We start from the raw sequence: 25,474 nt of genomic DNA on the forward strand, positions 1-25,474 counted from the left end.
GCGTCGGAGGAGGAGGGCACCGGGCTCAGACCTCGAGGAGCTCGGTTTCCTTGTTCTTGACCGCGTCGTCGATCTGTGCGACGTAGCGGTCGGTGACGGTCTGCAGCTCCTTCTCGGCGCGACCGACCTCGTCCTCGCCGGCCTCACCGTCCTTCTGGATGCGGTGCAGCTCGTCCATCGCCTTGCGGCGCAGGCCGCGGACGACCACGCGGGCGTCCTCGCCCTTGCCGCGGGCGACCTTGACCATCTCGCGGCGCCGCTCCTCGGAGAGGGCGGGGATGATCACGCGGATGATCTGGCCGTCGTTGGACGGGTTCACGCCCAGGTCGGACTCGGCGATCGCCTTCTCCAGCTGCTTGAGCTGGCTGGCGTCGTAGGGCTTGATGACCGCCATCCGGGCCTCGGGGATGTTCACCGAGGCGAGCTGGTTCAGCGGGGTCCAGGCGCCGTAGTAGTCCACGCTGATCCGGGAGAACATGTTCGGAGTCGCCCGGCCGGTGCGCACCGACGCGAGGTCGTCACGGGCGACCGTGACGGCCTTCTCCATCTTCTCCTCGGCGTCGAAGAGGGTTTCCTCGATCACGGTAGCTTCCCCCGGCCCTGGTCGTTCGCGCTGACGTTCTCGATCCTCTCACCCCCGGCCCGGGCGGTGCTGCGCGCACCACCCGGGCGGGGGCGGGGGATCAGTTCTGGCCGACCTCGAAACGGACGAAGTCGTTGACGGTCAGGCCGGCCTCGTCGGCGACGGCCTTGACCGACTTCTTCGGGTCCACGACGGAGGCCTGCTCCAGGAGCACGACGTCCTTGTAGTAGCCGTTGACCCGGCCCTCGACGATGCGGGGCAGGACCTGCTCGGGCTTGCCCTCCTCGCGGGCGGTGGCCTCCGCGATCTTCTTCTCGTTCTCCACGACGTCGGCCGGGACCTGGTCGCGGGTGAGGTACTGCGGGCGGGCCGCGGCGACCTGCATGGCGAGACCGCGGGCGGCCTCGGCGTCGTCGCCCTCGTAGGACAGCAGCACGCCGATCTGCGGGGGCAGGTCGGTGGCGCGCTTGTGCAGGTAGACGGCCGCCTGGCCGGCGACCTGGGCGTAGCGCTTGAGCTCGAACTTCTCGCCGATGCGGGCGGACAGGGCCTGGACGGCCTCGCCCACGGTGCCGTCCTCGAGCTTGGTCTCGCGCAGGGCGTCGAGGTCGGCGGGCTTCTGCTCGACCGCGGCGGCCAGGATCTTCTCGGCCAGCGCGATGAAGTCGTCGGACTTGGCGACGAAGTCGGTCTCGCAGTCCAGCTCGACCAGGGTGCCGCCGTCGGCGACGACCAGGCCGTTGGCGGTGGCGCGCTCGGCGCGCTTGCCGACGTCCTTCGCGCCCTTGATGCGCAGGAGCTCGACGGCCTTGTCGAAGTCGCCCTCGGACTCCTCGAGCGCCTTCTTGCAGTCCATCATCCCGGAGCCGGTGAGCTCACGGAGCCGCTTGACGTCGGCGGCGGTGTAGTTCGCCATCGGGTGTCTCTCGTCCTCTGGGTCGTGACGGGAACGGATGTCCGGGTCGCACCCGGCGCGCCCTGGTGGGGCCCGCCGGGTGCGCGCGCTCAGTTCTGGGTGCCGTTGCTGGTCGACGCCGGGGCGGCCGCGGCGGCCGCGCCGTCGCCACCGGCGGCGGCGAGGCTGGCACCGTCGGAGCCGACCTCGTTGCCCGCCAGCACGTCCTGCTCCCACTCGGCGAGCGGCTGCTCGGCGGTGGCCTCGCCACCCTCACCACGGCGCTGGCCGCGGGCGACCAGACCGTCGGCGGCGGCCTTGGCGATGACCTTGGTCAGCAGCGCGGCCGAGCGGATCGCGTCGTCGTTGCCCGGGATCGGGAAGTCGACCTCGTCCGGGTCGCAGTTGGTGTCCAGGATGGAGACGACCGGGATGTTGAGCTTCCGGGCCTCGCCGACGGCGATGTGCTCCTTCTTGGTGTCCACGATCCAGACCGCGGACGGGACCTTGGACATGTCCCGGATACCGCCGAGGGTCTTCTCCAGCTTGTCCTTCTCCCGGGTCAGGGTCAGGATCTCGCGCTTGGTGCGGCCCTCGAAGCCACCGGTCTGCTCCATCGACTCCAGCTCCTTGAGGCGCTGCAGCCGCTTGTGGACCGTCTGGAAGTTGGTGAGCATGCCGCCCAGCCAGCGCTGGTTGACGTAGGGCATGTTGACCCGGCCCGCCTCCTCGGCGATGACCTCCTGGGCCTGCTTCTTGGTGCCGACGAACATGATCGTCCCGCCGTGCGCGACGGTCTCGCGCACGAACTCGTAGGCGCGGTCGATGTACGACAGCGTCTGCTGGAGGTCGATGATGTAGATGCCGTTGCGCTCGGTGAGGATGTAGCGCTTCATCTTCGGGTTCCAGCGACGGGTCTGGTGCCCGAAGTGCACGCCGCTGTCGAGCAGCTGCTTCATGGTGACGACGGCCATGGCCTGCGTTCACCTCTCGGTCGGGCGCGGCGGGTGCCGCGCGAGCGGTTGCGTGGGCCCACCGGCAGGTGGACCACCCTGGCGCCCGCGGCGGGGCCGGACCCGGTGGCCCGTGTCGCGTGGTGCTGCGACGACGGGATCGCGGGACCGCCCGGCCTCCGCTCCCGGCGCCGGACCCCGGAGGGACGGTGCGCCGGGCGAGCGGGCGCGCGAAGTCACCACGACGAGCGTGGTGCGGGGACCAGTGTACGCCGGGGCCCGCGGGGCGATCGCGGCGGAGCCCGGTTGCGGGGTGCTCCGTCCACAACCGGCGGGTACGTCCACAGCCGGGCACTCCGCCGTGGCGACGAGCGGTCGTCGACGCAGGCTGGACGGGTGTCCTCCCGCTCCTGCGACGCGTCCGCCGAGTCCAGCCGCCCCGCCGACCCCGTCCACCCCGCCGGGACCGCCGGCTCCGTGGCCCCCGGTGCGCCGCCGCACCCGGCTGTCCCGCCGCCGGGCGGCTCCGCCACCGCGGGGTCCCGGACGGCGTCCCTGGCCGGGGCCCGGCCGCGGGCGGTGCTGCGGGTGCTCGTGGGGCTCGCCGCCGTCGTGGTGACGGTGCTCGCGCTCGGGCCGCCGGGGCCGGCGGCGGCCGCCGAGCCGGCGCCACCCGCGGGCCCCGCCCCGCCGGCCCGGCCGCCCGGCGCGGGGATCCCGGCCCCGGGGGCCGACTACTCCTGGCCGCTGCTGCCCGCGCCCGCGGTCACCGCGCTGTTCCGCAAGCCCGCGTTCCGCTTCGGCCGCGGGCACCGCGGCGCGGACCTGGCCGGGACACCGGGGCAGGCGGTGCTCGTCGCGCGGGAGGGCGTGGTCGTGTTCGCCGGGCGGATCGCCGGACGCGGGGTGGTGTCGGTCGACCACCCCGACGGGCTGCGGAGCACCTACGAGCCGGTCACCGCGGGCGTCGCCGCCGGGGACCGGCTCGCCGGCGGTGACCCGGTGGGGGCGCTGGAGCCCGGGCACCCGGGCTGTCCGGTCGCGGCCTGCCTGCACTGGGGCGTCCGGCGGGAACGCCTGGACCACCTCGACCCGCTGGTGCTGCTGCGCCCGCCGCGGGTACGGCTGCTGCCGTGGGACGGCGCGCCGGACCCGCCGGACCCGGTCGTGCTCAGCCTGCCAGCGCCGGTTCCAGCGACGCCCGCAGCCGGGTGATCATCCGGGCGTGCAGCTGGCACACCCGCGACTCGGTGACCCCGAGGACCCCGCCGATCTCGGCCAGCGTCCGGTTCTCGACGTAGTACAGGCGCAGGACCAGGCGGTCCCGCTCCCCCAGCCGGCCGATCGCGGCGCGTAGCTCGGCACCGGTCTCGCGGCGCACCGTGGCGGACACCGGGTCGGCGGTCTCGTCGGCGGGCAGCGTCGCGAGCGGGGAGCCACCGGCCGTTCCGGAGCCGAGGTCCTCGGCGCTGACCAGGTACATCGGCCGTCGCGCCAGGCGCAGGTCACGGATCGCGACGCCCAGCTCGGCGGCCAGCTCGCCGTCGGTCGCGGGGCGACCGGCGCGGAACTGGACGGCCTCGCGGGCCCGCTCGACCTCGCGGCTGCGGGCCCGCACGGTGCGCGGCACCCAGTCCTGCGCGCGCAGCTCGTCGAGCATCGCGCCGCGCACGCGCTGCACGGCGTAGGCCTCGAAGCGGATCCCGCGGGCCGGGTCGAACCGGTCGACGGCCTCCATCAGCCCGAACGTCCCGGACTGCAGCAGGTCCGCCAGCTCGATCGACGAGGGCAGCCGCACCGCGAGCTTCGTCCCGACCCCGCGGACCAGCGGCGCGTGGTGTTCGACCAGCCGCCGTCGCACGTCGGCGGCCCGGCCGGCCAGGAACAGCCGCCAGAGCGGCACGACGGCCGCCTCGACGGTCTCGATCAGGTGATCGCGCGGGCCGCCGGGCGTGTCGCGCCGCGGTTCGGCCGTCGCGGGGACCAGCGCGATCCGCGCCGCACCCGGGGCGGGCGAGGGCCGGTCGGTGGCCCGCACCCGTCCGAACGGCGCGAGGGGCAGGCCGTACGGACCGGCGCCGGGCGCGACCGGCAGCGGGTCGACGACGGTGCCGCGGTGGCCGTCCACCCCCGATGCGGTGCGGTCGAGGGCCGTGGCCAGGGCGATCGGGAACGCGTCGGGACGGTGCGGCGCCCGGGGGGCCACCTCACGCCCGAGGGTGGGCCTGGTCATGAACCACCTTCAGCCGGTCGACGGTCACATGCGTGTAGAGCTGTGTCGTCGACAGCGTAGCGTGACCGAGCAACTCCTGTACGTAACGAAGGTCGGCCCCGCCCTCGAGGAGGTGGGTCGCCGCGGCGTGCCGCAGACCGTGCGGCCCGACGTCCGGGACGCCCGGGACCGCCCGGATCGCGCGGTGTACGACGGTCCGCGCGACCCGCGGGTCGAGCCGTCCGCCCCGCACCCCGAGCAGCAGCGCAGGCGGTGACGCGGGGGTCGCGAGCGCGGGCCGCCCGTGCTCGCACCAGCGCCGGAGCGCCCGGGCGGCCGGGACTCCGAACACCACGGTGCGCTCCCGGTCGCCCTTGCCCCGGACCCGCAGCGTACGGGCGCTCTCGTCGACGGCGCCGACGTCCAGCCCGCACAGCTCCGCCACGCGGATCCCGGTCGCGTAGAGCAGCTCCAGGACCAGCAGGTCGCGCAGCGCCTCGGGCGTGTCCTCGGCGGCGCCGGCGGTGACCGCGTCCAGGACGGCGGCGGTCTCGGCGGCCGCGGGCACCTCGGGGAGCACGGTGCCCGCCCGGGGCGAGCCGAGCCGGGCTGCCGGGTCCTGGGCGAGGCGCCCGGTGCGCACGGCCCAGGCGCAGAACGTGCGGGCCGCGGCCGTGCGGCGGGCGACGGTGGCGCGCCCCGCGCCCGCCGCGTGCGTGGCACCCAGGCGACGGCGCAGGTGGTCGAGGTCCAGCGCGGCGAGCCCGGGCAGGTCGCGCAGCAGGTCGGTGAGGTCGGACCGGTAGCCGCGCACGGTGTGCGGGGACCGGTTGCGTTCGTGGCGCAGGTGGGCGGTGAAGTCCTCCAGCGCGGCGGCCACGTCCGGGGCGAGGCCGCCGCCGTCGCCGGGGACGGACTCGGAGGATCCGCTGCGCACCATGCCCGGACGGTCCGCCGACGCGGCGCCCAGGTCAAGGACCGCCGCGGCGCGCCGTGCGCTGCCACAGGCCCTGGTGGTACTCGGCCAGGCCGCGTTCCTCCAGCTCGGTCAGGGCGGCGCGCAGCTCGTCGGGCCCGGCACCGGCCGCCTCGCCGATCCGGCCGGGTGGCCAGGCCGCGCGGGCGGGCAGCGCGTCGTGCACGGCGAGCACCCGCGGGGCGAGGCCGTCGGTCGGCCGGCTCTCCCCCTGCGGCGGGACGGCGAGGTCGACGCCGAGCCGCCCGACGACCTCCAGCACGTCCTCGGGGCGGCCGACCAGCGAGGCGCTCAGCGACCGGACCAGCTCGTGACAGCCGACCGACAGGCCCGAGGTCACCGGGCCGGGCACGGCCATCAGGGGCCGCCCGAGCGCGGTGGCGTCGGCCGCGGTCCGCCTGGTCCCGCTGCGTGCCCCGGCCTCGACGACGAGCGTCCCGGACCCCAGCGCGGCGAGCAGCCGGTTGCGGACCAGGAACCGCAGCCGGCCGGGGACGGTGCCGGGCGGGTACTCCGACAGCACGAGACCGGTGGCCGCGATCCGTTCCAGCAGCTCGGTGTGCGCGGCCGGGTAGACCCGGTCGGGGCCGCAGGCCAGCACCGCGACCGTGCTGCCGTCGGTGGCCAGTGCGCCGCGGTGGGCGGCCGCGTCGATGCCGAACGCGGCCCCGGACAGGATCGCGACGCCACGCGCGGCGAGCGCGGCGGAGAACTCGGCCGCGACGTGCAGCCCGTACGGCGTCGCGGCCCGGGACCCGACGACGGTGAGCGAGCGGTCGGACAGCGCCGCGATCCCGCCGGGGCCCCGCGCCCAGAGCGCGACCGGGGGCGCGAGGTCGGCGCGACCCGCCCGGTCGAACGCGGCGAACGCCCACGCCGGCCAGCCGGGGTCCTCCGGGACGAGCAGCCGTGCGCCGGCGGCGGCCGCCGCGGCCAGGTCCGCCTCGGACCGGTCCGTGGCGCGCCGGGCCGCGGCGGCGCGCAGGAGGTCGTCGCCGACCGCGCCGCGGCGCAGCCGGTCGGCGGCCTCGACCGGGCCGTGGCGCCCGACCAGGGCGACGAGGTGGCGGTTGGGCGGCTCGACGCAGCGCATCAGGTAGGCGCGGGCCCGCAGGACCTCCGTCGGCACCGCGTGTCCGGGCGCGGCGGGCGCGGTCACGCCGCACCCCGCTCGCGGAAGTACAGCGCGGCGTCGACCTGGCCGCGGCCGGGCCGCTCGGCACCGGCGAGGTCGCTCAGCGTCCACGCCACGCGCAGGGCGCGGTCGGCCCCGCGTGCGCTCAGCTCCCCCGACCGCAGCCTCGCCTCCAGCGGGGCCAGCACCCGCCCCGGCAGCGGGAACCGGGTGCGCAGCTCGGTGCCGGGCACCTCGGCGTTGCACCGCCACCCGAACTCCGACCACCGCGCGACGGCGGCGGCGCGGGCGTCGAGGACCCGGCGCCGGACCGTCGCGGTGTCCTCGCCGCGCTCCCCCGTGACGCGCAGCGCGGTGACCGGCGCCATCGCGACCCGCAGGTCGACCCGGTCCAGCAGCGGGCCAGACAGGCGGGCGAGGTAGCGGCGCCGCGCGTCGGGACGGCAGGTGCAGTCCCGGTCGACCGGCGGCGCGCACGGGCACGGGTTGGCCGCCAGCACCAGCTGGAACCGCGCCGGGTAGCGGACGGTGCCGTCGGCCCGCGACAGCCGGACCTCGCCCTCCTCCAGCGGGGTGCGCAGGCCGTCGAGGACGGCGGCCGGCCAGTGCGGGCACTCGTCCAGGAACAGCACGCCGCGGTGGGCCAGCGACACGGCGCCGGGCCGGGCGACACCGCTGCCCCCGCCCAGCAGCGCCGCGGCGGACGCGGAGTGGTGCGGGGCGACGAACGGGGCCACCGTGCTCAGCGCCCCGGTGTCGCCGAGGCGACCGGCGACCGACCGGATGGCCGCCAGCTGCAGGGCCTCGTCGCGGTCGAGGTCCGGCAGGAGCCCGACCACCCGCTGGGCCAGCATCGTCTTGCCGGTGCCCGGGGGGCCGATCATCAGCAGGTGGTGCCCGCCGGCGGCGGCGATCTCCAGGGCGTGCCGGGCGTCCTCCTGCCCGAGCACGTCGGCGAGCTCGGGCAGCGACTGCGGCGCCGCCGCGTCGCCGGTCCCGTCGTGGCGGTGCAGCAGCCGGTTGCCGGCCGCCCAGTCCAGCACCTCGGCGAGGCTGTCGGCGCCGTACGCGGTGAGGCCGTCCACCAGGGCGGCCTCGGGCAGCGCCGCCCGGGGGACGACGGCGCGCTCCATCCCGGCCTCGCGGGCCGCGAGCAGGCAGGGCAGCACCCCGCGGACGGGGCGCAACCGGCCGTCGAGGGCCAGCTCGCCCAGCAGTGCGGTGCCGCGCAGCCGGTCGGCCGGCACCGCGTCCGCCGCCACCAGCACGCCGAGCGCGAGGGCGAGGTCGAAGCGGGACCCGGTCTTGCGCAGGGTCGCCGGGGACAGGGCGAGCACGATCCGCTCGTTGGGCCACGACCGCCCGGAGTGCACGACCGCGGAACGCACCCGGTCCTTCGCCTCGTTCAGCGCCGCGTCGGGCAGCCCCACCAGGTGCACGCCGGGCATCCCGCCGCCGATGACGGCCTCGATCTCGACGGGGACGCCGTCGACGCCGTGCAGCGCGACCGACCAGACCCGGGCCGGGGGCCGCATCAGAACGCCGCCGGGTAGTGGGTGAGGGTGGCCGGCCGGCCGGGCGGCATCAGCACCGCCACGACGTCGAACCGGACCTCGACCCAGGTGACGTGGTGGGCCGCCATGAACGCGCGGGCCAGCGCGCGGATCCGGCGGATCTTGCGCGGGGTCACCGACTCGGCGGGCTCGCCGAAGCGGAGCCCCGAGCGGGTCTTCACCTCGCAGAACACCAGGCGCTGCTGCCGGTCGACCGCGACGATGTCCAGCTCGCCGTCCTTGCACCGCCAGTTGCGGCTGAGCACGACCATCCCGTGCTGCCGTTCGAGGTACTCGGCGGCGGTGTCCTCACCGCGGCGGCCGAGCTCGTCCTTCGCTGCCATGGGTCCACGATCGGGCCGCGCGGGGTCCTCGCCGGGACGGATCGGCGGGCTGTGGACGGAATCGCGGGGTGTGGACGGGCACCCCGGACCGCGACGGCGCGGGCCCGGAACCGTCGGTGCCGCCTGCTACGGACGTCAGCCCGGGAACTGGTCGCTGTCGGGCAGCCGCAGGTCGGGGGTGTCGAGCTCCTCGATGTTGACGTCCTTGAACGTCACGACCCGCACGTTCTTCACGAACCGCGCCGGGCGGTACATGTCCCACACCCACGCGTCGGACATCCGGACCTCGAAGTAGACCTCGCCGTCGGCGTTGCGCGGCGCGACGTCGACGGAGTTGGCCAGGTAGAAGCGCCGCTCCGTCTCCACGACGTAGGAGAACTGCGCGACGATGTCGCGGTACTCCTTGTAGAGCGTGAGCTCCATCTCGGTCTCGTACTTCTCGAGATCCTCGGCGCTCACCGGCCCGCTCCTCCTGTGACGATCTCCAACGACTCCCACGCCCCGGCACCGGCTCCGGCCGCGTGGCCGGGGTCCGTCGCGCCGGGTTCCTCCTCGGGGACCGACACATTGTGGACCAGCCCCGTCGGCAGCCCGCGCCCGGCCACCGCCGCGACGTTGGCGAAGGAGAACCGGTGCTCCGGGCACGGCCCGTGGGTGCGCAGCGCGGCCTCGTGGTCGGGGGTGCTGTAGCCCTTGTGCACCGCGAAACCGTAGGCGCCGTGCTCGGCGTCGAGCTCGGTCATGATGCGGTCGCGGGTGACCTTCGCGAGCACCGAGGCCGCGGCGATGCAGGCCGCGACCCGGTCGCCCTTGGGCACGGCGAGGGCGGGGCGTCCGAACCCGCGGACCGGGAAGCCGTCGGTGAGCACGTAGCCGGGCGGCACGGCGGTCAGGCCGGCGACGGCCCGTCGCATGCCCTCGATGTTGGCGACGTGCACCCCGCGGCGGTCCACCTCGGCCGACGGCACGACGACGACCGCGTGGTCCAGCGCCCGGCTGCGGATCCGGTCGTACCAGTGGTCGCGCGCCGCCGGGGTGAGCAGCTTGGAGTCGGTCAGCCCGTCGAGGGCCCGGGCGTCGGCGGGCCGCAGCACCGCCGCGGCGATCACCAGCGGTCCGGCGCTGGCGCCGCGGCCGGCCTCGTCGACACCGGCGACCGGGCCCAGCCCGTGCCGCTGGAGCACGGTCTGCAGGGTCCAGCTGCCGCCGTCGCGGACCACGGCGCGGGGCGGGCGCAGGCCGTCGGGCAGGACCCGCACGGGGCGTCGGCGCGGGCGCGGCCGTCCGGTCGGGCGGGCGCGGACGGGAGGTACCGGCACGCCGCTCCCGGTCAGGATCGCCGGCGCCACCCGCGCGGGGGGCGCGTCGCGGGCAGGAACCGCTCGGCCTCGGCGCGGGCGCGCAGGGTCAGGCGCCGGTTCGCCGCGAGCGGCAGGGTCCCCATGATCCCGAGCGCCAGCGGCAGGCCGCCGGGCAGGCCCGGTGCTCCGGCCGCGTCGGCGGTCGTGACCTGCGGGTCGACCGCGCTGACCCAGCCGAACCGGTCGAACGGCAGCACGATCAGCCGGACCTTGCCGATGATGTTGGACTCGGGGATCGGGCCGTGCCCGGCCGCGCGCGAGTCCGCGGAGTTGTTCCGCGAGTCGCCCATCATCCAGTACTGGCCCTCGGGGACCGTGATCGGCCCGAAGGGGATCTGGCGGGCCGGGCCGGCCTCGGGCAGGTAGTAGATGTAGGGCTCGGTCAGCGGCTGGCCGTCGACGACGACCTGGTTCAGCGCGTCGCAGCAGGACACGGTCTGGCCGCCGACGGCGATGACCCGCTTGACGAAGTCCTTCTCGTCCGGCGGCGCGATACCGACCAGCGACCCGACCTGCTGCAGGCCCTTGAGCAGCGGGTTCTCCGTGCCCTCGCCGGAGTAGGTCTCGCTCGCCCAGCCGTCGGTCCCGCGGAACACGACGATGTCGCCGGGCGTGATGTCGGTGAAGTTGTAGGTGACCTTGTCGACGAGCACGCGGTCGTTGTTGCAGCCGGTGCAGCCGTGCAGCGTGGTCTCCATCGACCCCGAGGGGATGACGTAGACCTTCGCCAGGAACGTCTGGATGAGGACCGTCAGCAGGATGGCGACCCCCGCGAGGAGCAGGATCTCCTTCCAGAACGCCGGCTTGGACCTCTCCTCGCCGGCGGTGGCGGCCGCGGCCCCGCCGCGGCCGGTCAGCGCGGAGATCCGCCCGGCCAGTCCGGACGGTGCGCGACGACGGGCGGCGCGGGGGCCCGCGGGCTCGTCGGCGCCGGGGACGGCGGTGCCGTCGTCCTCGGGCTCGGCGGCGTCGTCGGCGGGTGCGGCGGCCGGGACGCGGGCGGCCGGTCGGCGGCGCGGCGGACGGGGGTCGCCCGCGTCGGGGTACGGGTCGGCGGCGTCGGTGTCCGGGAGGTCCTCCGGCGGCGGCGCGACCGGACGGCGACGGCGCGGATCCGGCCCGTCGGCGGGCCGGGACGGGCGCCGGGGCGGCAGCGCGCCCTCGGCCGGCGGGCCGTCGGGGCGTCGCGGCGCACGGTCGGTCGCGTAGGCACCGGTGCCCTCGGCACGGCCGGGGCGCTTCCCGGGGTACGGGGCCGCGGGGCGGCCGGTGTACTCGGCCGCCGGGCCGCGGGCGGGCGGGCCGGGCAGGGCGCGGGTATCGGCGGCATCGGGACGGCCGTGGGGGGCGCCCTCCGGGCCGCGCGCACGGCTGGGCGCGCCGGGAACGGGCGGCGGGATCCGGCGGGCGGGCATCCCGTCGTCCGGGCCGTGGCGGCGCGGGCGCAGGTCCTGCCCGGGCTCGGCCGGCGGCCGTACGCCGTGCCGTCCCGTGCCGTCGGGACGCCCGGCGGACGGGCGACGGCCGTCGGGGGCCTGCTCCGGGTGGGCACGCCCGGGCGGCGGCCTGGAACGGCCGGGCGGGCGCTCGGTCGCGGGCTGCTCGGTCCCGGCGGGGTTCAGCCGGGCCGCGGAGCGCGCCCGCAGCGAGTCCGGGCCCTCGGCCGGGGCCGGGACACCGTTGCGTGCGGGGCCGGCCGGCCCGGGCTCGGTGCCGTGCCTGCCGGTGCGCCCGGCGGCGAGCTCGTCGAACCCGTTGCGGTAACGACGGCCGCGGGGCCGGGCCCCGTCGGCGTCGTCGTCCGGTGCCGACGCGTGCCGGGTGCGGACGCCGCGCGGCGAGCCCTCGGGCTCACCGGCGGCACCGTCCCGGGCGGGCACCCCGTGCTGCAGAGCGGCCCCGAGCAGCCACTGCTGCTCGTCGGCCCCCGGCTCACCACCGGCGGGCGACGGGTCCTCGGGGGCCCGACGCCTGCCGGTGCGCTCGGGGGCGTCGCCGCCGCGATACCGCCGGGGGCGGGCCCGGCGGTCGTCGGGGAGCTCGGGGAAGGCCACGCGTCGAGATTACGTCACCGGTCCGTCACGACAGGGTGACGGTCAGGACGCGGTGGTCTCGCGGCGCTCCTTGATCTTCGCGGCCTTGCCGCGGAGGTCACGGAGGTAGTAGAGCTTCGCCCGGCGGACGTCGCCGCGGGTGGCGACCTCGATCTTCTCGATGTTCGGCGTGTGCACCGGGAAGGTGCGCTCGACGCCGACGCCGAAGGAGATCTTGCGGACGGTGAAGGTCTCGCGGGCGCCCGAGCCCTGGCGGCGGATGACGACGCCCTGGAAGACCTGGGTCCGGGAGCGGTTGCCCTCGATGACCTTCACGTGCACCTTGAGGGTGTCCCCGGGGCGGAAGTTCGGGATGTCGGAGCGCAGGGTCTCCGCGTCCAGTGCGTCCAGGGTGTTCATGTCGACGGTCCGTCCTCGTGTGTCGTTCGTGCGGGTCGTGCGGTGCCGCCCCGGTCGATCCGGGGATTCCGCCCGGGGCCACCCGGGCCGTCGTGCCGCCTGGGGCGACGACGCTCCTCCGGGCGGCAGGCACCGGTACGGCCGGCGCCTCCGGCGGGACCGGGGGGGCACGTGACCGCTACCGGGCACCGCACGCGGCGCTGGCAACCCGTCCATAGTGCCAGACGGGCCGACCGGGCCGGACACCCGGTGGTCTCCCGGGCGCCGGACCGGGCCCGCGGGCGCGCTCCGGGGGCGGACGGCGCGCGCCGCCGGTCGCGTCCGGTCCCCCGCCGGGCGACGGCGGCGGGGACCGTCCGGGGGCCCGCGCCGGCCCCGTCGCGGCGGGTGCGGCCGGGACGGCGTCGCCGGGCGGGGGTCCACCGCCCGGGAGCGGTCAGCCGGTGGCGCCGGCGTCGTCGCCGCCGGGGCGCCCGGCGGCGAGCACCGCGCGGTCGGCGGCGTCCAGCGCGCCCTCGGGGAGCATCCCGAGCAGGTCGGGGCGCCGGTCCCGGGTCCGTTCCAGGGCGCGGTCGCGGCGCCAGCGGGCTATCGCGGCGTGGTTGCCGCTGCGCAGCACGTCCGGCACGGCCAGGCCCCGCCACTGCTCCGGACGCGTGTAGGACGGCCCCTCCAGCAGCCCGTCGGAGAAGGAGTCCTCGGCCGCGGACCGCGGGTTGCCGAGCACCCCGGGCAGCAGTCGGGCCATGGCCTCGACCATCACCAGCACCGCGACCTCACCGCCGACCAGCACGTAGTCGCCGATCGAGACCTCGTCGACGGTGACGCCGCGCGAGCGGGCGTCGAGCAGGACGCGCTCGTCGATGCCCTCGTAGCGCCCGCACGCGAAGACGAGCCGCTCGTCGCCGGCCCAGGCGTGTGCGGTCGCCTGGGTGAACGGCCGCCCGGCCGGGGTGGGCACGACCAGCCGTGCGGGCCGCGGGTCCTGCGCGAGCACGGCGTCGAGGGCCTCGCCCCACACCTGCGGGCGCATGACCATACCCGGGCCGCCGCCGTACGGGGAGTCGTCGACGGCCTGGTGCACGTCGTGCGTCCAGTCCCGCAGGTCGTGCACCGCGACCTCGAGCAGCCCCCGCTCGATCGCCCGCCCCAGCAGTGCCTCGCGCAACGGTCCGAGGTAGGACGGGAAGATGGTCACGACGTCGATCCGCACGCCGCGGATCGTCGCAGGCGACGTCACCGCCGCGGAGAGGGAGGTCGGACGATGCCCGACGGATGGACCGGGCCGCTGTGGTCCACCTCCGCGCAGTGGGACCTGCTGCCGCCGGTGCTGCTCGCCCTGCTGCTCACGATCGCCATCGGGCTCGAACGCGAGGCCGGGGCCAAGAGCGCCGGGCTGCGCACGCACGTCCTGGTGGGCGTGGGCGCCGCGGTGTTCATGGTCATCTCCAAGTACGGCTTCGCCGACCTGCTCGGCACCGAGCACGTCGCGCTCGACCCCTCCCGGATCGCGGCCCAGATCGTCTCCGGGATCGGGTTCGTCGGCGCCGGGCTCATCTTCGTCCGGCAGGACGTGGTGCGCGGCCTGACCACGGCGGCCACGATCTGGCTGGCCGCCGCCGTCGGGACCGCGTGCGGGGCGGGCCTGCCGCTGCTGGCCGTGCTCGCCACCGGCGCACACTTCCTCGTGACCCGCGGGCTGCGGCCGCTGGCCCGGGTGGTGCGCCGCCACCGGCGCCGCCCGCCGGTCCTGCGCATCCGCTACGACGACGGACTCGGCGTGCTCCGCGGCGTCCTGGAACGCTGCACCGCGGCCGGGTTCTCGGTGGCCGGCGTCGCGGTGCACCGCGGCACCGTGGACGACGACGGCGCCCGGGTCACCGGGGTCACGCTGCGCCTGGACGGCCGGGGTGACCTCGTCGGCCTGGCCGCCGCCCTGTCCGAGACCGCGGGCGTCCGCTCGGCGGAGACCCGGGCGGACCCCGACGAGACCGACGACGAGGACCCCGACGACGCCGGGGCCCCGGCCCGCGGGCTGCACGACCACGCCTGACCCGGGCCGCGCCCCGGTCAGCCCGCCCGGCGTCCGCGGAGCTCGTCGAGGGCCCGGCGCGTCCGGTACAGGGTCATCCCGGCCTCGTCGAGGACCCGGGAGGCGGCCGTGTCCGGGCGCACCAGCCCCAGCAGCACGTGCTCGGTGCCGATGAACCGGTCCCCGCGCCGGACGGCCTCGCGCAGCGCGAGCTCCAGCACCGTCTTGGCGGCCCGGTCGAACCGCAGGTGCCCGGACCGCCACCGCCCGCGCGACGCCCGGTCGAACGCCCCCGCGCCGAAGCTGCGTTCCGCGGCGCGGCGCACGGCGTCGAGGTCGATGCCGAGCGTGGCCAGTGCGTCGGCGTCCGGCCCGGCCGGGCCGGCCGTCCGGTCGAGGGCCCGCTCGGCGGCTCGGGTGTCGACCCCGGCCGCGGCCAGCAGCTCCTCCCCCGGTGTCCCCGGGCAGCGCAGGAGCCCCAGCAGCAGGTGCTCGGGCCCGATCCGCGGCGCGCGCCGGATCCGGGCGATCTCCTGGGCCAGGACCACGACCCGCCGGGCCTCGTCGGTGAACCGTTCGAACACGTGCCTCTCCCCTCTAGAGGCCGAGCCGGCGGTACTTCTTGTGCACCGCCTGCCGGCTGATCCGGAGCGCGTCGGCGATCTGCTGCCAGGACCATCCCTGGTCCCGGGCGCTGGTGACCTGCAGCTCCTCCAGGGACTCCTGCAGCTCGCGCAGGGCCACCACCGCCCGCAGCCCCACGGCCGGGTCCGTGCTGGACGCCGCCGCGGCCACCGCCGTCGCATCGCTCATGTCCGTCAGTCTGGGTTGACACCACCCGCCTGTCAACCCAGGTTGACACCGGGGACCGACGAACGGCCCGGCACCGCGACGGGTACCGGGCCGGGATCAGTCCTGCGGGTCGAGCAGCCCCTCGGGCGGGTCGAGGACCACGCGGCCGCCGTCGAGGTCGACGGTCGGGACGATCGCCTCCACGAACGGCACCAGCGCGTCGTGCCCGGCCGGGCGCCGTACGACGAGCAGCGACCCGCCGGGGCCGTGCACGACGTCGGTGACGGTGCCGGCCGCCGTCCCGTCGGCCAGCTCGGCCCGCAGGCCGGTCAGCCGGTGGACGTGGAACTCCTCCGGGTCCTCCGGCTCGGCGAGGGCGGCGGTCGACAGCAGCAGCTGCACACCACGCAGCTCCTCGGCCGCGTTCCGGTCGGCGACGCCCTCGAAGAGCACCAGCCAGCGCCCGGAGTGGGCGCGCGCCCCGGCGACGGTCAGCGGGCCGGGAGCGGCGCCGCGGGGGCGCCGCCCCTGCAGGACCGATCCGACCGCGAACCGTTCGGCGGGCGAGTCGGTGCGCGGCTCGACGACGACCTCGCCGCGCAGGCCGTGCACACGCACGACGACGCCGACCAGGACCTGGCCGGCGTCGTCGGATGCGGTCGAGCTCACCGGTCGGTGTCGACGACGTCGACGCGCACGCCGCGACCGCCCACACCACCGATGACGTTGCGCAGGGCGGTGGCGGTGCGCCCGCCCCGGCCGATCACCTTCCCCAGGTCGTCGGGGTGCACCCGGACCTCGAGGATCCGGCCACGGCGCCCGGTGACCAGGTCCACCCGGACCTCGTCGGGGTGGTCGACGATGCCGCGCACGAGGTGCTCGAGCGCGTCCGCCAGCACGGTCACTCCGCGGCCGGCTCGGCCGAGTCCTTGGTCGCGTCGGCGACGTCGTCGCTCTTCGTCGCGGCCTCGGCCGGGGCGGCGTCAGCGGTCTTGCCGGCGCGGTCGCCACCCTTCTTCTTCGGGGTGGTGGCCGCGGTGCTCGGCTCCTCGTTGGCCGCAGCCAGCGCCTCGTTGAAGCGGGCCAGCTTGTCGACCTTCTCGACCTGCGGCTTGAGGGTGCCCTCGGTGCCCGGCAGGCCCTTGAACTTCTGCCAGTCGCCGGTGATCTCGAGCAGGTTCTGCACCGACTCGGTCGGCTGCGCGCCGACGCCCAGCCAGTACTGCGCCCGCTCCGAGTCGATCTCGATGAGGCTCGGCTCGTTCTTCGGGTGGTACTTGCCGATCGTCTCGATGGCCCGGCCGTTGCGGCGCGTACGGGAGTCCGCGACGACGACGCGGTAGTACGGCTGACGGATCTTGCCCAGACGCATCAGCTTGATCTTGACGGCCACGCTGTGGTGCTCCTCGCGAATGTCGATTCGTGCTGCGATGAGTCAGCCGGCCTCGCGTGGGGTTACGGGCTCGCTCACTCGTAGGTGTCGGCCGTGGCAGGTAGAGGGCCGGCCACGGACCCGATCGACCATTCTGCCAGACGTCGTTCAGACCGCGGGAAAGGCCCCGACGAGCATGAGGGCCAGCGCCAGCCCGGGCAGGAAGTTGTTGACCGCGTGGGCCACGATCCCGGCGGTGACCCGGCCGGTCAGCAGCCGCGCGACGCCCAGCGGCAGGGCCACCACGAACAGCAGCGGGGCGCGCAGGAACTCCAGGTGGGCCAGCGCGAACACCGCCGTGGTCAGCACGAACACGACCCAGCGGTTGCCGATCCAGTGGGCCAGTGCGTTCCACAGCAGCCCGCGGTAGACGATCTCCTCGCAGACCGGCGCGACCACCACGACACCGACCATGACGGCCAGCGCGACCGGCCAGGTCGTGCGGATGCCCGCGAAGGCGACCCCGACCGACGTCGTCAGGTCCGGGCCGACCAGGTAGAGGTAGGCCAGCGCGGCCGGGATCGTCACGAACAGCCCCGCGATGCCGATCAGCAGCCCGACGCCGACGTCCTCCCAGCGGAACCGCAGCCCCAGGTCGGCGGCCGGCCCGCTGCCGAACACCCGGCTCCAGACGACGCAGGTGAGCGCGGCCAGGATCGTCGGGATCGCGATGGCGAGCAGCACCTCGCCCGCGGAATCGACGTCGCCCAGGCCGAGCGCGAGCAGGAACGACGAGCCGAGGAACACGACCTCGACGACCGCGAAGGCCAGCAGCCCGCGGAACGGGCGGGGCGGCGGCGGTGACGCCTCGATGCCGAACGGCCCGCGGCGCGGCGGCCCGGGCGCTCCGTGCGGCGGGAGCGGTCCCCCGGGGTACGGCGCACCGGGGTACGGCGCACCGGCGGAGGCCCCGGGCGGTCCCGGCGCGGGACCGGGCGTGCTGCTCATGCCCCCACTGATACCCGACGCCCGCGGATCACGACCACCGACGGTGCCCGGAGCACGCCGAGATCCTCCCGCGGGTCGCGGTCGTACACGACCAGGTCGGCCGGTGCGCCCGGGACGGGACCGGCGGGACGGCCCAGCCAGGACCGGGCCGCCCAGCTGGCGGCGCCGATCGGGTCGGGGTGCCCGGCGCGGGCGAGCTCGGCGATCTCGTCGGCGATGCGGCCGTGCCGGATGCCGCCGCCGGCGTCGGTGCCGGCGTAGACCGGCACGCCGGCCTCGATCGCGCGCCCGACGGTCTCCCAGGCGTGGGCGTGCAGGTCGCGCATGTGCCCGGCGTAGCGGGGGTACCGCACGGCCTTGTCGGCGATCCCGGGGAAGGTCTCGACGTTGATCAGCGTCGGGACGAGCGCGGTGCCGCGGGCGGCCATCTCGGCGATCAGCTCGTCGGTGAGCCCGGTGCCGTGCTCGATGCAGTCGATCCCGGCCCGGACCAGCCCGGGCAGCGCGGCGACGCCGAAGACGTGCGCGGTGACCCGGGCGCCCGCCTCGTGCGCGGCGGCGATCGCCTCGGCGAGCACCTCGTCGGGCCAGAGCGGGGCGAGGTCGGCGTCGTCGGGGCCGAGGCCGCGGTCGATCCAGTCCCCCACCAGCTTGACCCAGCCGTCGCCGCGGGCGGCCTGGGTGCGGACCTCGTCGACGAGCAGCCGCGGGTCGTCGAGCTCGGTGGCCAGGCCGGAGATGTAGCGCTTGGGCCGGGCGACGTGCCGGCCGGCGCGGATGATCTCCGGCAGGTCCTCGCGGGCCTGCAGGGGCGAGGTGTCGACCGGGGAGCCGCAGTCGCGGATCAGCAGGGTGCCCGCGTCGCGGTCGGTGCGGGCCTGCTCGGCGCACTCCTCCAGGTCGGTGACCGGCCCGTCCGGGCCGAGCCCGACGTGGCAGTGCGCGTCGACCAGGCCCGGGACGATCCAGCCCTCCCGCACCAGGTCCTCGGCGCCGGGCAGCGGCTCGTCGCTGATCCGGCCGGTGCCGTCGACGTAGAGGTCGGCGCCGGTCGCGCCGTCCGGGCCGAGCAGGGTCCCGCGGAGCCGCCACCCTGCGGCAGGTAGATCCATGCGACGACCCTAGCCCGGGCTACTTCTTCTTCCCGAAGTTCAGCCGCGACGGGTCGAATCCGGGCGGCAGCTGGTCGAGGTTGCCCAGCCCCGGCGGGAGCTGCTGCAGCGACGGCGGCAGGTTCGACAGGTCCGGTCCGCCCTGCTGCGCGGCCTTGGCCGGGTTCCCGCTGCGGCGGCCCTTCTTGGCCTGCCGCGCCTTGCGCGGGTTCTTCGGGACCTTCTTGGTCGCGCTGCGCCCACCGCCGCCGAGGCCGAACTGCCCGGCCATCTGCTTCATCATCTTGCGCGCCTCGAAGAAGCGGTTGACCAGGTCGTTCACGTCGGTGACGGTGACGCCCGAACCGGTCGCGATGCGCTGGCGCCGCGACGCGTTGATGATCTTCGGGTCCGCCCGCTCGGCCGGGGTCATGCCGCGGATGATCGCCTGCAGGCGGTCGATCTGGCGGTCGTCGACCTGCTCCAGGGCCGCCTTGGCCTGCCCGGAGTTCATCCCCGGGAGCATGTTCAGGATGTTGCCGATCGGCCCCATCTTGCGCAGCTGCAGCATCTGCTGGAGGAAGTCCTCCAGCGACAGCTCGCCGGAGCTGATCTTCGCGGCGGCCGCGGCGGACTGCTCGGCGTCGAAGACCTGCTCGGCCTGCTCGATGAGGGTGAGCAGGTCACCCATCCCGAGGATGCGCGAGGACATCCGGTCGGGGTGGAAGACGTCGAAGTCCTCCAGCTTCTCGCCGTTGGACGCGAACAGGATCGGCTGCCCGGTGACCTCGCGGACGCTCAGCGCGGCACCGCCGCGGGCGTCGCCGTCGAGCTTGGTCAGCACGACACCGGTGAAGCCGACGCCGTCGCGGAAGGCCTCGGCGGTCGCGACCGCGTCCTGGCCGATCATCGCGTCGACGACGAACAGGACCTCGTCGGGCTGCACCGCCGTCCGGATGTCGGACGCCTGGCGCATCAGCTCCTCGTCGACGCCGAGGCGGCCCGCGGTGTCGACGACGACCACGTCGTACTGCTTCTCGCGGGCGTGCGCGATGCCGCCGCGCGCCACGCCGACCGGGTCGCCGGGGCCCTCGGGCAGCTCGCCGGAGCCGGTGGCGCCGGGGTGCGGTGCGTAGGTCGGGACGCCGGCCCGCTCGCCGACGATCTGCAGCTGGTTGACCGCGTTGGGCCGCTGCAGGTCGCACGCCACGAGCAGCGGCGTGTGCCCCTGGCCCTTGAGCCAGCGGGCGAGCTTGCCGGCCAGGGTCGTCTTACCGGCACCCTGCAGACCGGCCAGCATGATGACCGTCGGCGGCTCCTTGGCCAGGTTCAGCCGCCGCGTCTCGCCGCCGAGGATGGCGACGAGCTCGGAGTTGACGATCTTGACGACCTGCTGGGCCGGGTTCAGGGCCTGCGAGACCTCGGCGCCCTTGGCGCGCTCCTTGATCCGCCCGATGAACCCGCGGACCACCGGCAGGGCGACGTCCGCCTCCAGCAGGGCGATCCGGATCTCGCGCGCGGTGGCGTCGATGTCGGCGTCGGAGAGCCGGCCCTTGCCGCGGAGGTCACGCAGCGTGGATCCGAGCCGCTCGGAGAGGGAGTCGAACACCCTTACCAGCCTACTTGGCGAGTGCGAGGCCCCGGCGGGCGCCGGAGCGATCCGTGCACCGGACCGACGCCCACCCGGTCTCGGCGCCCGCCCGCAGGGCCGTGACGGTCCGTTCCGCGCGCCGCGCGTGCACCGAGAACGGCCGGGCCCGCACGACGCGCCCGCGGGCGCGCTGGCCGTCGAGCGCCTGCTCGGGAGGGGTGTCGAGCCACAGCAGGTGCGGCGTGCGGCGGCCGAGGCGGGCCAGCCGGCGCACCGCGCCGCGCACCCGCGGCGCCGTCGCGGGCAGGTGGACGACGACCGTCTCGGCGCGGCCCAGCACCGCCCCGACGACCGACGCGCGGTGCGCGAGGTGGGTCAGCCACCGGTAGGCCGGGTACGGCGTGCCCGCCGGCAGCCGGGCGGCGAGGGCCGCCCGCGCGGCCCCGGAGTCGAGCACGCGGGTGCCCGCCGGGGCGTCGAGCGCGGCGAGCAGCGTGGACTTGCCCGCGCCGGGCAGCCCCGCCACCAGCAGCAGCGTGCGGCCCGGCAGCGACAGGACCAGCGGGCCGTCGGACGGGACGGGGCCGGGGGCGGCGGGCGCGGCGTCACGGGTCGGCGCGGCGTCGCGGGTCGGCACGGCGCCGGTCGGCACGGCACGGGCGGTGGTCATGTGCGGTGAAACGGAAGGGACGCCCGGATCGTTCCGATCACCCGGTGTGTCCGGCCCGCCACCGCGGCGGCGTGGCGCGCGTCCCCGCCCGGCCCGGGCCGGGAACGTGCTGATCACCCGCGGTCCGGGCCGGGCACGGCGGCGCGGGCGGCCGGGCGACGATCACCCGGTCGGCGGTGCGGCGGGGCCCGTCCGCGGGGTGCTCAGAGCGCGTCGGCGCCGCGCTCGCCGGTCCGCACGCGCACGACGTTCTCCACCGGCACGACCCACACCTTGCCGTCGCCGATCCGGCCGGTGTGCGCCGCGTCGACGACGGCCTGCACGACCCGCTCGGCCAGCTCGTCGTCGACCACGACCTCGACCTTGACCTTCGGCACGAAGTCGACGGCGTACTCCGCACCCCGGTAGACCTCGGTGTGGCCCTTCTGCCGGCCGAAGCCCTGCACCTCGGTGACGGTCAGGCCCAGCACCCCGAGGCCCTCCAGCGCGTCCTTGACGTCGCCCAGCACGAACGGCTTGACGATCGCGGTCACCAGCTTCATCGGTCCCCCTCCGTGATCCGCCCGGCGGGCCCGCGGCCGGCCGTGCGCATCGTGCTGAACTCGTACGCGGTCTCGGCGTGCTCGGCCTCGTCGATGCCGCCGTGCTCGTCGTCGGCGGCGGCCCGGAAGCCGACAGTCCGCGACACCACCCACGCGATGAGCGCGCTCATCCCGAACGCCCACGCCGCGGCGACGACGACGGCCAGCGCCTGCTTGCCCAGCTGGGCGAACCCGCCGCCGTAGAGCAGGCCGTCGGCGCCGGCGTCGTTGACCGCGTCGGTGGCCACGAGGCCGAGCATCAGCATGCCGATGACCCCGCCGATCCCGTGGATCGCGACGACGTCGAGGGAGTCGTCGTAACCGAACCGGTACTTCAGCCGGATCGCGAGCTGGCACAGCAGCCCGGCCAGCACGCCGATGGCCAGCGCGCCCCAGGTGTCGACGTAGCCGCAGGCCGGGGTGATCGCGACCAGCCCGGAGATGGCGGCCGAGGCCGCGCCGAGGCTGGTCGGGCGCCCGTCGAGGCGGTCCTCCAGGACCAGCCAGGACACGACGGCGGCGGCCGCGGCCGTCATCGTGGTGAGGAAGGCGTTGGCCGCGGTGGCCCCGGCGGCGAGCGCGGAGCCGGCGTTGAAGCCGAACCAGCCGAACCACAGCAGGCCCGCGCCGAGCAGCACCAGCGGCAGGTTGTGCGGGCGCATCGGCTCGCGCGGCCAGCCGCGCCGGGCGCCGAGGACCAGGGCCAGCGCCAGCGCCGACGCCCCGGAGTTGATCTCGACGGCGGCGCCGCCCGCGAAGTCCAGGGTGCCGATCGTGTTGGCCAGCCAGCCGCCGCGCGTCGACACCGCGCCGTCGAGGGCGAAGGTCCAGTGCGCCAGCGGGATGTAGACCAGGACGACCCAGAGCGTCACGAACAGCGTCCAGGAGCGGAACCGGGCCCGGTCGGCGACGGCGCCGGAGACCAGCGCCCCGGTGATCACCGCGAACATCAGCTGGAACATCGCGAACGCCTGCACCGGCACGTCGCCCACCAGCGCGGTGGTGTCGGTGATCCCGGCCAGGCCGAACCCGCCGATCAGGCCCGCGTGGGAGTCACCGAAGGCCAGCGAGAACCCGAACAGGACCCAGACCAGACCGATCACGCCGAGACAGACGACGCTCATCATCATCATGTTCAGCACGCTCTTGGCGCGGACCATGCCGCCGTAGAACAGCGCCAGCCCCGGGGTCATGAGCATGACCAGGGCGGCGCTGACGAGCAGGAAGGCGGTGTTGCCGGTGTCCAACGGGGCGCTCCTCGTCGCGCGCGGCACCGGGCGAGCCCGCACCGGCGACGAGCATGATCGTCGCCCCGCGCGTGGGGTTGCAAGGCGACACGACGCGCGTCACCCCCCGGTACGGGCCTCCCCCCGCCCGGCCGCGACCGCCAGCACCGCCCGCTCGATCCCGGTGCGCGCGGCGCGGTCGGGCGAGCCCGCGATGCCGAAGGAGTCCACGACCGACGCGCCGAGGGTCTCCACGCGGGCCCAGACGAGGTCGACCCCGGTCCGTTCCAGGGCCGCGGTGACGTGGTGCAGCAGCCCGATCCGGTCGGTGCCGCGCAGCTCCAGGACGACGGCGCCGGTGGCCTCGTCGTCGAACCACAGGACCCGCGGCGGCGCGGTCCGCTCCACCTCCGGGGTGGACGGCGCGTAGTCGCGCTCCTTGCGGGCCAGCGCCTCGGGCAGGCTCAGCGACCCGGCGAGCACCCGGACCAGGTCGGAGCGGACCAGCGCCGGGTCGGGCAGGCCGCCGAACCGCGGGGTCACGGCGAAGGTCTCCACCGCCACGCCGCCGGCGACGGTGACGTCGGCGGTGTGGCACTGCAGCGAGTGCAGCGCGAGCACCCCGGCGACCGCCGACAGCGCGCCCCGGCCGTCGGGCAGCGCGACGGCGACCACGGCGACGTCGTCGTCGGTGGTGAAGCGGACCTGCGGCTCCCCGGTGCGGGCGACGGCCTCGACCATCTCCTGCTGGGCGGGGCCGGGCGGGCCCGGCTCGACGAACGGGCGGCCGTCCAGCGCGGTCAGGCAGCGCCCGGCCAGGCCCTGGATCAGGGTGCGCCGCCACGGGCTCCACACGCCGGGCCCGGTACCGAGCGAGTCGGCCTCGGCCAGCGCGTCGAGCAGCTCGACGAGCACCGCCACGTCCGGCCCGCCACCGTCGCCGTCGGCGAGGGCGTCGCGCAGCGTGTCGAGCACCCGCGACACCGTCGCCGGGTCCTCCGGGTCGCGGCGGGTCGCGGTGTGCGGCAGCAGCAGGTGGTGGCGGACCATCGCGGCGAGCAGCACGACGTCGCCGTCGCGCAGGCCCAGCCGGGCGCCGATCTGGCGGACCAGCGACTCGCCCACCACCGAGTGGTCGCCGCCGCGGCCCTTGCCGATGTCGTGCAGCAGGGCACCGATGAGCAGCAGGTCCGGGCGCGACACGCGGGTGGTGAGCCGGGCGGCCTCGGCGCAGACCTCGACGAGGTGCCGGTCGACGGTCCAGACGTGGGTGCGGTCGCGCGGGGGCAGGTCGCGCACCGCGCCCCACTCGGGCAGCAGCCGTCCCCAGAGCCCGGTGCGGTCCAGCGACTCGATCACCGCGACGGCGGCCTTCCCCGTCCCGAGCAGCGCGAGCAGCTCCGCGACGGCGGCGCGCGGCCACGGGGCGCGCAGCTCCGGGGCGGTGTCGGCGAGCCGGGACAGGGTGCCCGCGGAGATCGGCAGCCCGGTGCGGGCGGCGGTGGCGGCGACCCGCAGGACCAGCGCCGGGTCCTTCGCGGCGGAGGCGTCGCGGGCCAGGCCGACCTCGCCGGCGTGCTCGACGACGCCGGAGTCCAGCGGGCGGCGCACCGGGGCACGGCGCAGCGCGGCGAGCCCGCGGCGCGGCAGCGCGGCCCGGGCCTGGCGCAGCCCGACCTCGGTGGCGAAGGCGACCGCCCGCGCGGCGCCGGACAGCGCCCGGGCCAGGTCGAACCGGTCGCCGACGTCGAGCACCCCGGCGATCTCGTCGGCCTCCTGGGCCCGCAGCACGTCGCGGGCGCGCCCGGACAGCCGGTGCAGCTCGGTGCGGACGTCGAGCAGCAGGGTGCGGGCGGCGACGACGTCGGGCCCGGGCCGGTCGACGAGCTGGGCGGTGGCCAGCGCGTCGAGCAGCTGCACGTCCCGCAGGCCGCCGTGGCCGTTCTTCAGGTCGGGCTCGACGCGGTGGGCGACGTCGCCGTTGCGGCGCCACCGCTCGGCGGTGGACTCGACGACCTCGTCGAAGCGGCTGCGCATGCCGGCCCGCCACGCGGCGCGCACGGCGTCGCGGACCGTGGCGGTGAGGGCCGGGTCGCCGGCGACGTGGCGCAGCTCCAGCAGCCCGAACGCGGCCCGCAGGTCGGTCGCGGCGACCTGGACGGCCTGGCCGGGGGTGCGCACCGAGTGGTCCAGCCCGATCCCGGCGTCCCACAGGGGGTACCAGAGCTTCTCGGCGAGCGCCTCGACGTCGGCCCGGCCGTCGTGCAGGAGCACCAGGTCCAGGTCGGAGAACGGGCACAGCTCGCGCCGCCCGAGCGCGCCGACGGCGGCCAGCGCCGTCCCGCTCCCCTCGCCCCCGAACCCGAGCGAGGCGCACCGCGAGGACAGCCAGAAGTCGTGCAGGTCCACCAGCGCCGCCCGCAACGCCTCCGGGCCGTGGTGGTGGCGGCCGTTGGATTCCAGGAGGACCGATCTCGCCTTGACCAGGTCCGCCGCTTCGCCCGACCCGAGGACCGTCATCGCCCCGCGTCACCCGCTTCCTGTTCGTTCGACCAGTGATCCGGATAACTGTCCCGATGTCCGGTTCGGTGCCGGACGGCGGACGGCCCGCCGCACTCCGCAGGGAGCGCGACGGGCCGTCGCGGT

At 76.2% G+C, this 25,474-nt stretch carries 27 protein-coding genes; 2 read left to right on the forward strand and 25 right to left on the reverse strand.

Annotated elements, in window-relative coordinates:
- Positions 1 to 25 precede the first annotated feature (25 nt).
- From frr to rpsB, 3 genes are all read right to left on the reverse strand, one after another.
- The gene (gene frr / locus WJX68_RS09545; protein ID WP_340288257.1) at positions 26 to 583 is read right to left on the reverse strand and encodes a ribosome recycling factor; all 558 of its coding nucleotides are present in this window, start codon (positions 581 to 583) and stop codon (positions 26 to 28) included.
- A gap of 100 nt (positions 584 to 683) precedes the next feature.
- Positions 684 to 1,499 carry a translation elongation factor Ts gene (tsf, locus tag WJX68_RS09550; RefSeq protein ID WP_340288260.1) on the reverse strand — a complete coding sequence of 272 codons (816 nt, stop codon included), beginning with the start codon at positions 1,497 to 1,499 and terminating at the stop codon, positions 684 to 686.
- 89 nt (positions 1,500 to 1,588) lie between these two features.
- On the reverse strand, positions 1,589 to 2,452 hold the full coding sequence (gene rpsB / locus WJX68_RS09555; protein WP_340288263.1) for a 30S ribosomal protein S2: 864 nt from the start codon (positions 2,450 to 2,452) through the stop codon (positions 1,589 to 1,591).
- A 375-nt stretch (positions 2,453 to 2,827) separates the two neighbouring features.
- Between rpsB and WJX68_RS09560 the strand changes: the two genes are divergently transcribed.
- Positions 2,828 to 3,646, forward strand: a complete 819-nt coding sequence (locus tag WJX68_RS09560; protein ID WP_340288266.1) for a M23 family metallopeptidase — start codon at positions 2,828 to 2,830, stop codon at positions 3,644 to 3,646.
- On the opposite strand, the gene WJX68_RS09565 is transcribed toward WJX68_RS09560, so the two are convergent.
- The 10 genes from WJX68_RS09565 to trmD all read right to left on the reverse strand — a co-directional run bounded on the left by WJX68_RS09565 (position 3,603) and on the right by trmD (position 13,678).
- The gene (locus WJX68_RS09565) at positions 3,603 to 4,664 is read right to left on the reverse strand and encodes a FliA/WhiG family RNA polymerase sigma factor (protein ID WP_340288269.1); all 1,062 of its coding nucleotides are present in this window, start codon (positions 4,662 to 4,664) and stop codon (positions 3,603 to 3,605) included. The two genes, WJX68_RS09560 and WJX68_RS09565, sit on opposite strands and share 44 nt — an antisense overlap.
- The gene (locus tag WJX68_RS09570) at positions 4,639 to 5,583 is read right to left on the reverse strand and encodes a tyrosine-type recombinase/integrase (protein ID WP_340288272.1); all 945 of its coding nucleotides are present in this window, start codon (positions 5,581 to 5,583) and stop codon (positions 4,639 to 4,641) included. Before WJX68_RS09570 ends, WJX68_RS09565 begins: the two co-directional genes overlap by 26 nt.
- A 31-nt stretch (positions 5,584 to 5,614) precedes the next feature.
- Positions 5,615 to 6,778 carry a DNA-processing protein DprA gene (gene dprA, locus WJX68_RS09575; protein WP_340288275.1) on the reverse strand — a complete coding sequence of 388 codons (1,164 nt, stop codon included), beginning with the start codon at positions 6,776 to 6,778 and terminating at the stop codon, positions 5,615 to 5,617.
- A complete protein-coding gene (locus WJX68_RS09580; protein WP_340288278.1) occupies positions 6,775 to 8,289 on the reverse strand; it encodes a YifB family Mg chelatase-like AAA ATPase in 1,515 nt (504 codons plus the stop codon). Before WJX68_RS09580 ends, dprA begins: the two co-directional genes overlap by 4 nt.
- Complete coding sequence (locus tag WJX68_RS09585; protein WP_340288281.1) at positions 8,289 to 8,651, reverse strand: YraN family protein; 363 nt, start codon at positions 8,649 to 8,651, stop codon at positions 8,289 to 8,291. The genes WJX68_RS09580 and WJX68_RS09585 overlap by 1 nt, the downstream gene beginning before the upstream one ends.
- Before the next feature lie 135 nt (positions 8,652 to 8,786).
- Positions 8,787 to 9,110, reverse strand: a complete 324-nt coding sequence (locus WJX68_RS09590; RefSeq protein ID WP_340288284.1) for a DUF2469 domain-containing protein — start codon at positions 9,108 to 9,110, stop codon at positions 8,787 to 8,789.
- On the reverse strand, positions 9,107 to 9,910 hold the full coding sequence (locus WJX68_RS09595) for a ribonuclease HII (RefSeq protein ID WP_340288287.1): 804 nt from the start codon (positions 9,908 to 9,910) through the stop codon (positions 9,107 to 9,109). Before WJX68_RS09595 ends, WJX68_RS09590 begins: the two co-directional genes overlap by 4 nt.
- A 71-nt stretch (positions 9,911 to 9,981) precedes the next feature.
- Positions 9,982 to 12,066, reverse strand: coding sequence for a signal peptidase I (gene lepB, locus WJX68_RS09600; RefSeq protein WP_340288290.1), 2,085 nt, complete (start codon positions 12,064 to 12,066; stop codon positions 9,982 to 9,984).
- A gap of 42 nt (positions 12,067 to 12,108) precedes the next feature.
- A complete protein-coding gene (gene rplS, locus WJX68_RS09605) occupies positions 12,109 to 12,465 on the reverse strand; it encodes a 50S ribosomal protein L19 (RefSeq protein ID WP_340288293.1) in 357 nt (118 codons plus the stop codon).
- Positions 12,466 to 12,901: 436 nt separating this feature from the next.
- A complete protein-coding gene (gene trmD, locus WJX68_RS09610; protein ID WP_340288296.1) occupies positions 12,902 to 13,678 on the reverse strand; it encodes a tRNA (guanosine(37)-N1)-methyltransferase TrmD in 777 nt (258 codons plus the stop codon).
- 51 nt (positions 13,679 to 13,729) lie between these two features.
- On the opposite strand from trmD, the gene WJX68_RS09615 reads away from it, so the two are divergent.
- The gene (locus tag WJX68_RS09615; protein ID WP_340288299.1) at positions 13,730 to 14,518 is read left to right on the forward strand and encodes an MgtC/SapB family protein; all 789 of its coding nucleotides are present in this window, start codon (positions 13,730 to 13,732) and stop codon (positions 14,516 to 14,518) included.
- A 17-nt stretch (positions 14,519 to 14,535) separates the two neighbouring features.
- Here WJX68_RS09615 and WJX68_RS09620 read toward each other — a convergent pair whose 3' ends face one another.
- The 12 genes from WJX68_RS09620 to WJX68_RS09675 all read right to left on the reverse strand — a co-directional run bounded on the left by WJX68_RS09620 (position 14,536) and on the right by WJX68_RS09675 (position 25,348).
- Complete coding sequence (locus WJX68_RS09620; RefSeq protein WP_340288302.1) at positions 14,536 to 15,081, reverse strand: Clp protease N-terminal domain-containing protein; 546 nt, start codon at positions 15,079 to 15,081, stop codon at positions 14,536 to 14,538.
- Positions 15,082 to 15,094: 13 nt separating this feature from the next.
- Positions 15,095 to 15,310 carry a helix-turn-helix domain-containing protein gene (locus WJX68_RS09625; RefSeq protein WP_340288304.1) on the reverse strand — a complete coding sequence of 72 codons (216 nt, stop codon included), beginning with the start codon at positions 15,308 to 15,310 and terminating at the stop codon, positions 15,095 to 15,097.
- 96 nt (positions 15,311 to 15,406) lie between these two features.
- Entirely contained in the window at positions 15,407 to 15,958 is a 552-nt protein-coding gene (gene rimM, locus WJX68_RS09630; protein WP_340288306.1) for a ribosome maturation factor RimM, read from the reverse strand.
- Entirely contained in the window at positions 15,955 to 16,194 is a 240-nt protein-coding gene (locus WJX68_RS09635; protein WP_340288309.1) for an RNA-binding protein, read from the reverse strand. The genes rimM and WJX68_RS09635 overlap by 4 nt, the downstream gene beginning before the upstream one ends.
- Positions 16,191 to 16,682 (reverse strand): 30S ribosomal protein S16, encoded by a 492-nt coding sequence (gene rpsP / locus WJX68_RS09640; protein WP_340288312.1) that lies wholly within the window; start codon positions 16,680 to 16,682, stop codon positions 16,191 to 16,193. The genes WJX68_RS09635 and rpsP overlap by 4 nt, the downstream gene beginning before the upstream one ends.
- 147 nt (positions 16,683 to 16,829) lie before the next feature.
- Positions 16,830 to 17,669, reverse strand: a complete 840-nt coding sequence (locus tag WJX68_RS09645) for a CPBP family intramembrane glutamic endopeptidase (RefSeq protein ID WP_340288315.1) — start codon at positions 17,667 to 17,669, stop codon at positions 16,830 to 16,832.
- A complete protein-coding gene (locus tag WJX68_RS09650) occupies positions 17,666 to 18,781 on the reverse strand; it encodes an amidohydrolase family protein (RefSeq protein ID WP_340288316.1) in 1,116 nt (371 codons plus the stop codon). The genes WJX68_RS09645 and WJX68_RS09650 overlap by 4 nt, the downstream gene beginning before the upstream one ends.
- 19 nt (positions 18,782 to 18,800) lie before the next feature.
- Positions 18,801 to 20,369: a signal recognition particle protein gene (gene ffh, locus WJX68_RS09655; protein ID WP_340288318.1), complete on the reverse strand. Its 1,569-nt coding sequence runs from the start codon at positions 20,367 to 20,369 to the stop codon at positions 18,801 to 18,803.
- Positions 20,370 to 20,379: 10 nt separating this feature from the next.
- The gene (locus WJX68_RS09660) at positions 20,380 to 21,021 is read right to left on the reverse strand and encodes an AAA family ATPase (RefSeq protein ID WP_340288321.1); all 642 of its coding nucleotides are present in this window, start codon (positions 21,019 to 21,021) and stop codon (positions 20,380 to 20,382) included.
- A 203-nt stretch (positions 21,022 to 21,224) separates the two neighbouring features.
- Complete coding sequence (locus tag WJX68_RS09665; RefSeq protein WP_340288324.1) at positions 21,225 to 21,563, reverse strand: P-II family nitrogen regulator; 339 nt, start codon at positions 21,561 to 21,563, stop codon at positions 21,225 to 21,227.
- Positions 21,560 to 22,849: an ammonium transporter gene (locus WJX68_RS09670; protein ID WP_340288327.1), complete on the reverse strand. Its 1,290-nt coding sequence runs from the start codon at positions 22,847 to 22,849 to the stop codon at positions 21,560 to 21,562. The genes WJX68_RS09665 and WJX68_RS09670 overlap by 4 nt, the downstream gene beginning before the upstream one ends.
- Before the next feature lie 99 nt (positions 22,850 to 22,948).
- A complete protein-coding gene (locus WJX68_RS09675) occupies positions 22,949 to 25,348 on the reverse strand; it encodes a [protein-PII] uridylyltransferase (RefSeq protein ID WP_340288330.1) in 2,400 nt (799 codons plus the stop codon).
- Between the last annotated feature and the right edge of the window lie 126 nt (positions 25,349 to 25,474).

Source organism: Pseudonocardia spirodelae (genome assembly GCF_037727765.1).
Classification (GTDB): domain Bacteria; phylum Actinomycetota; class Actinomycetes; order Mycobacteriales; family Pseudonocardiaceae; genus Pseudonocardia; species Pseudonocardia spirodelae.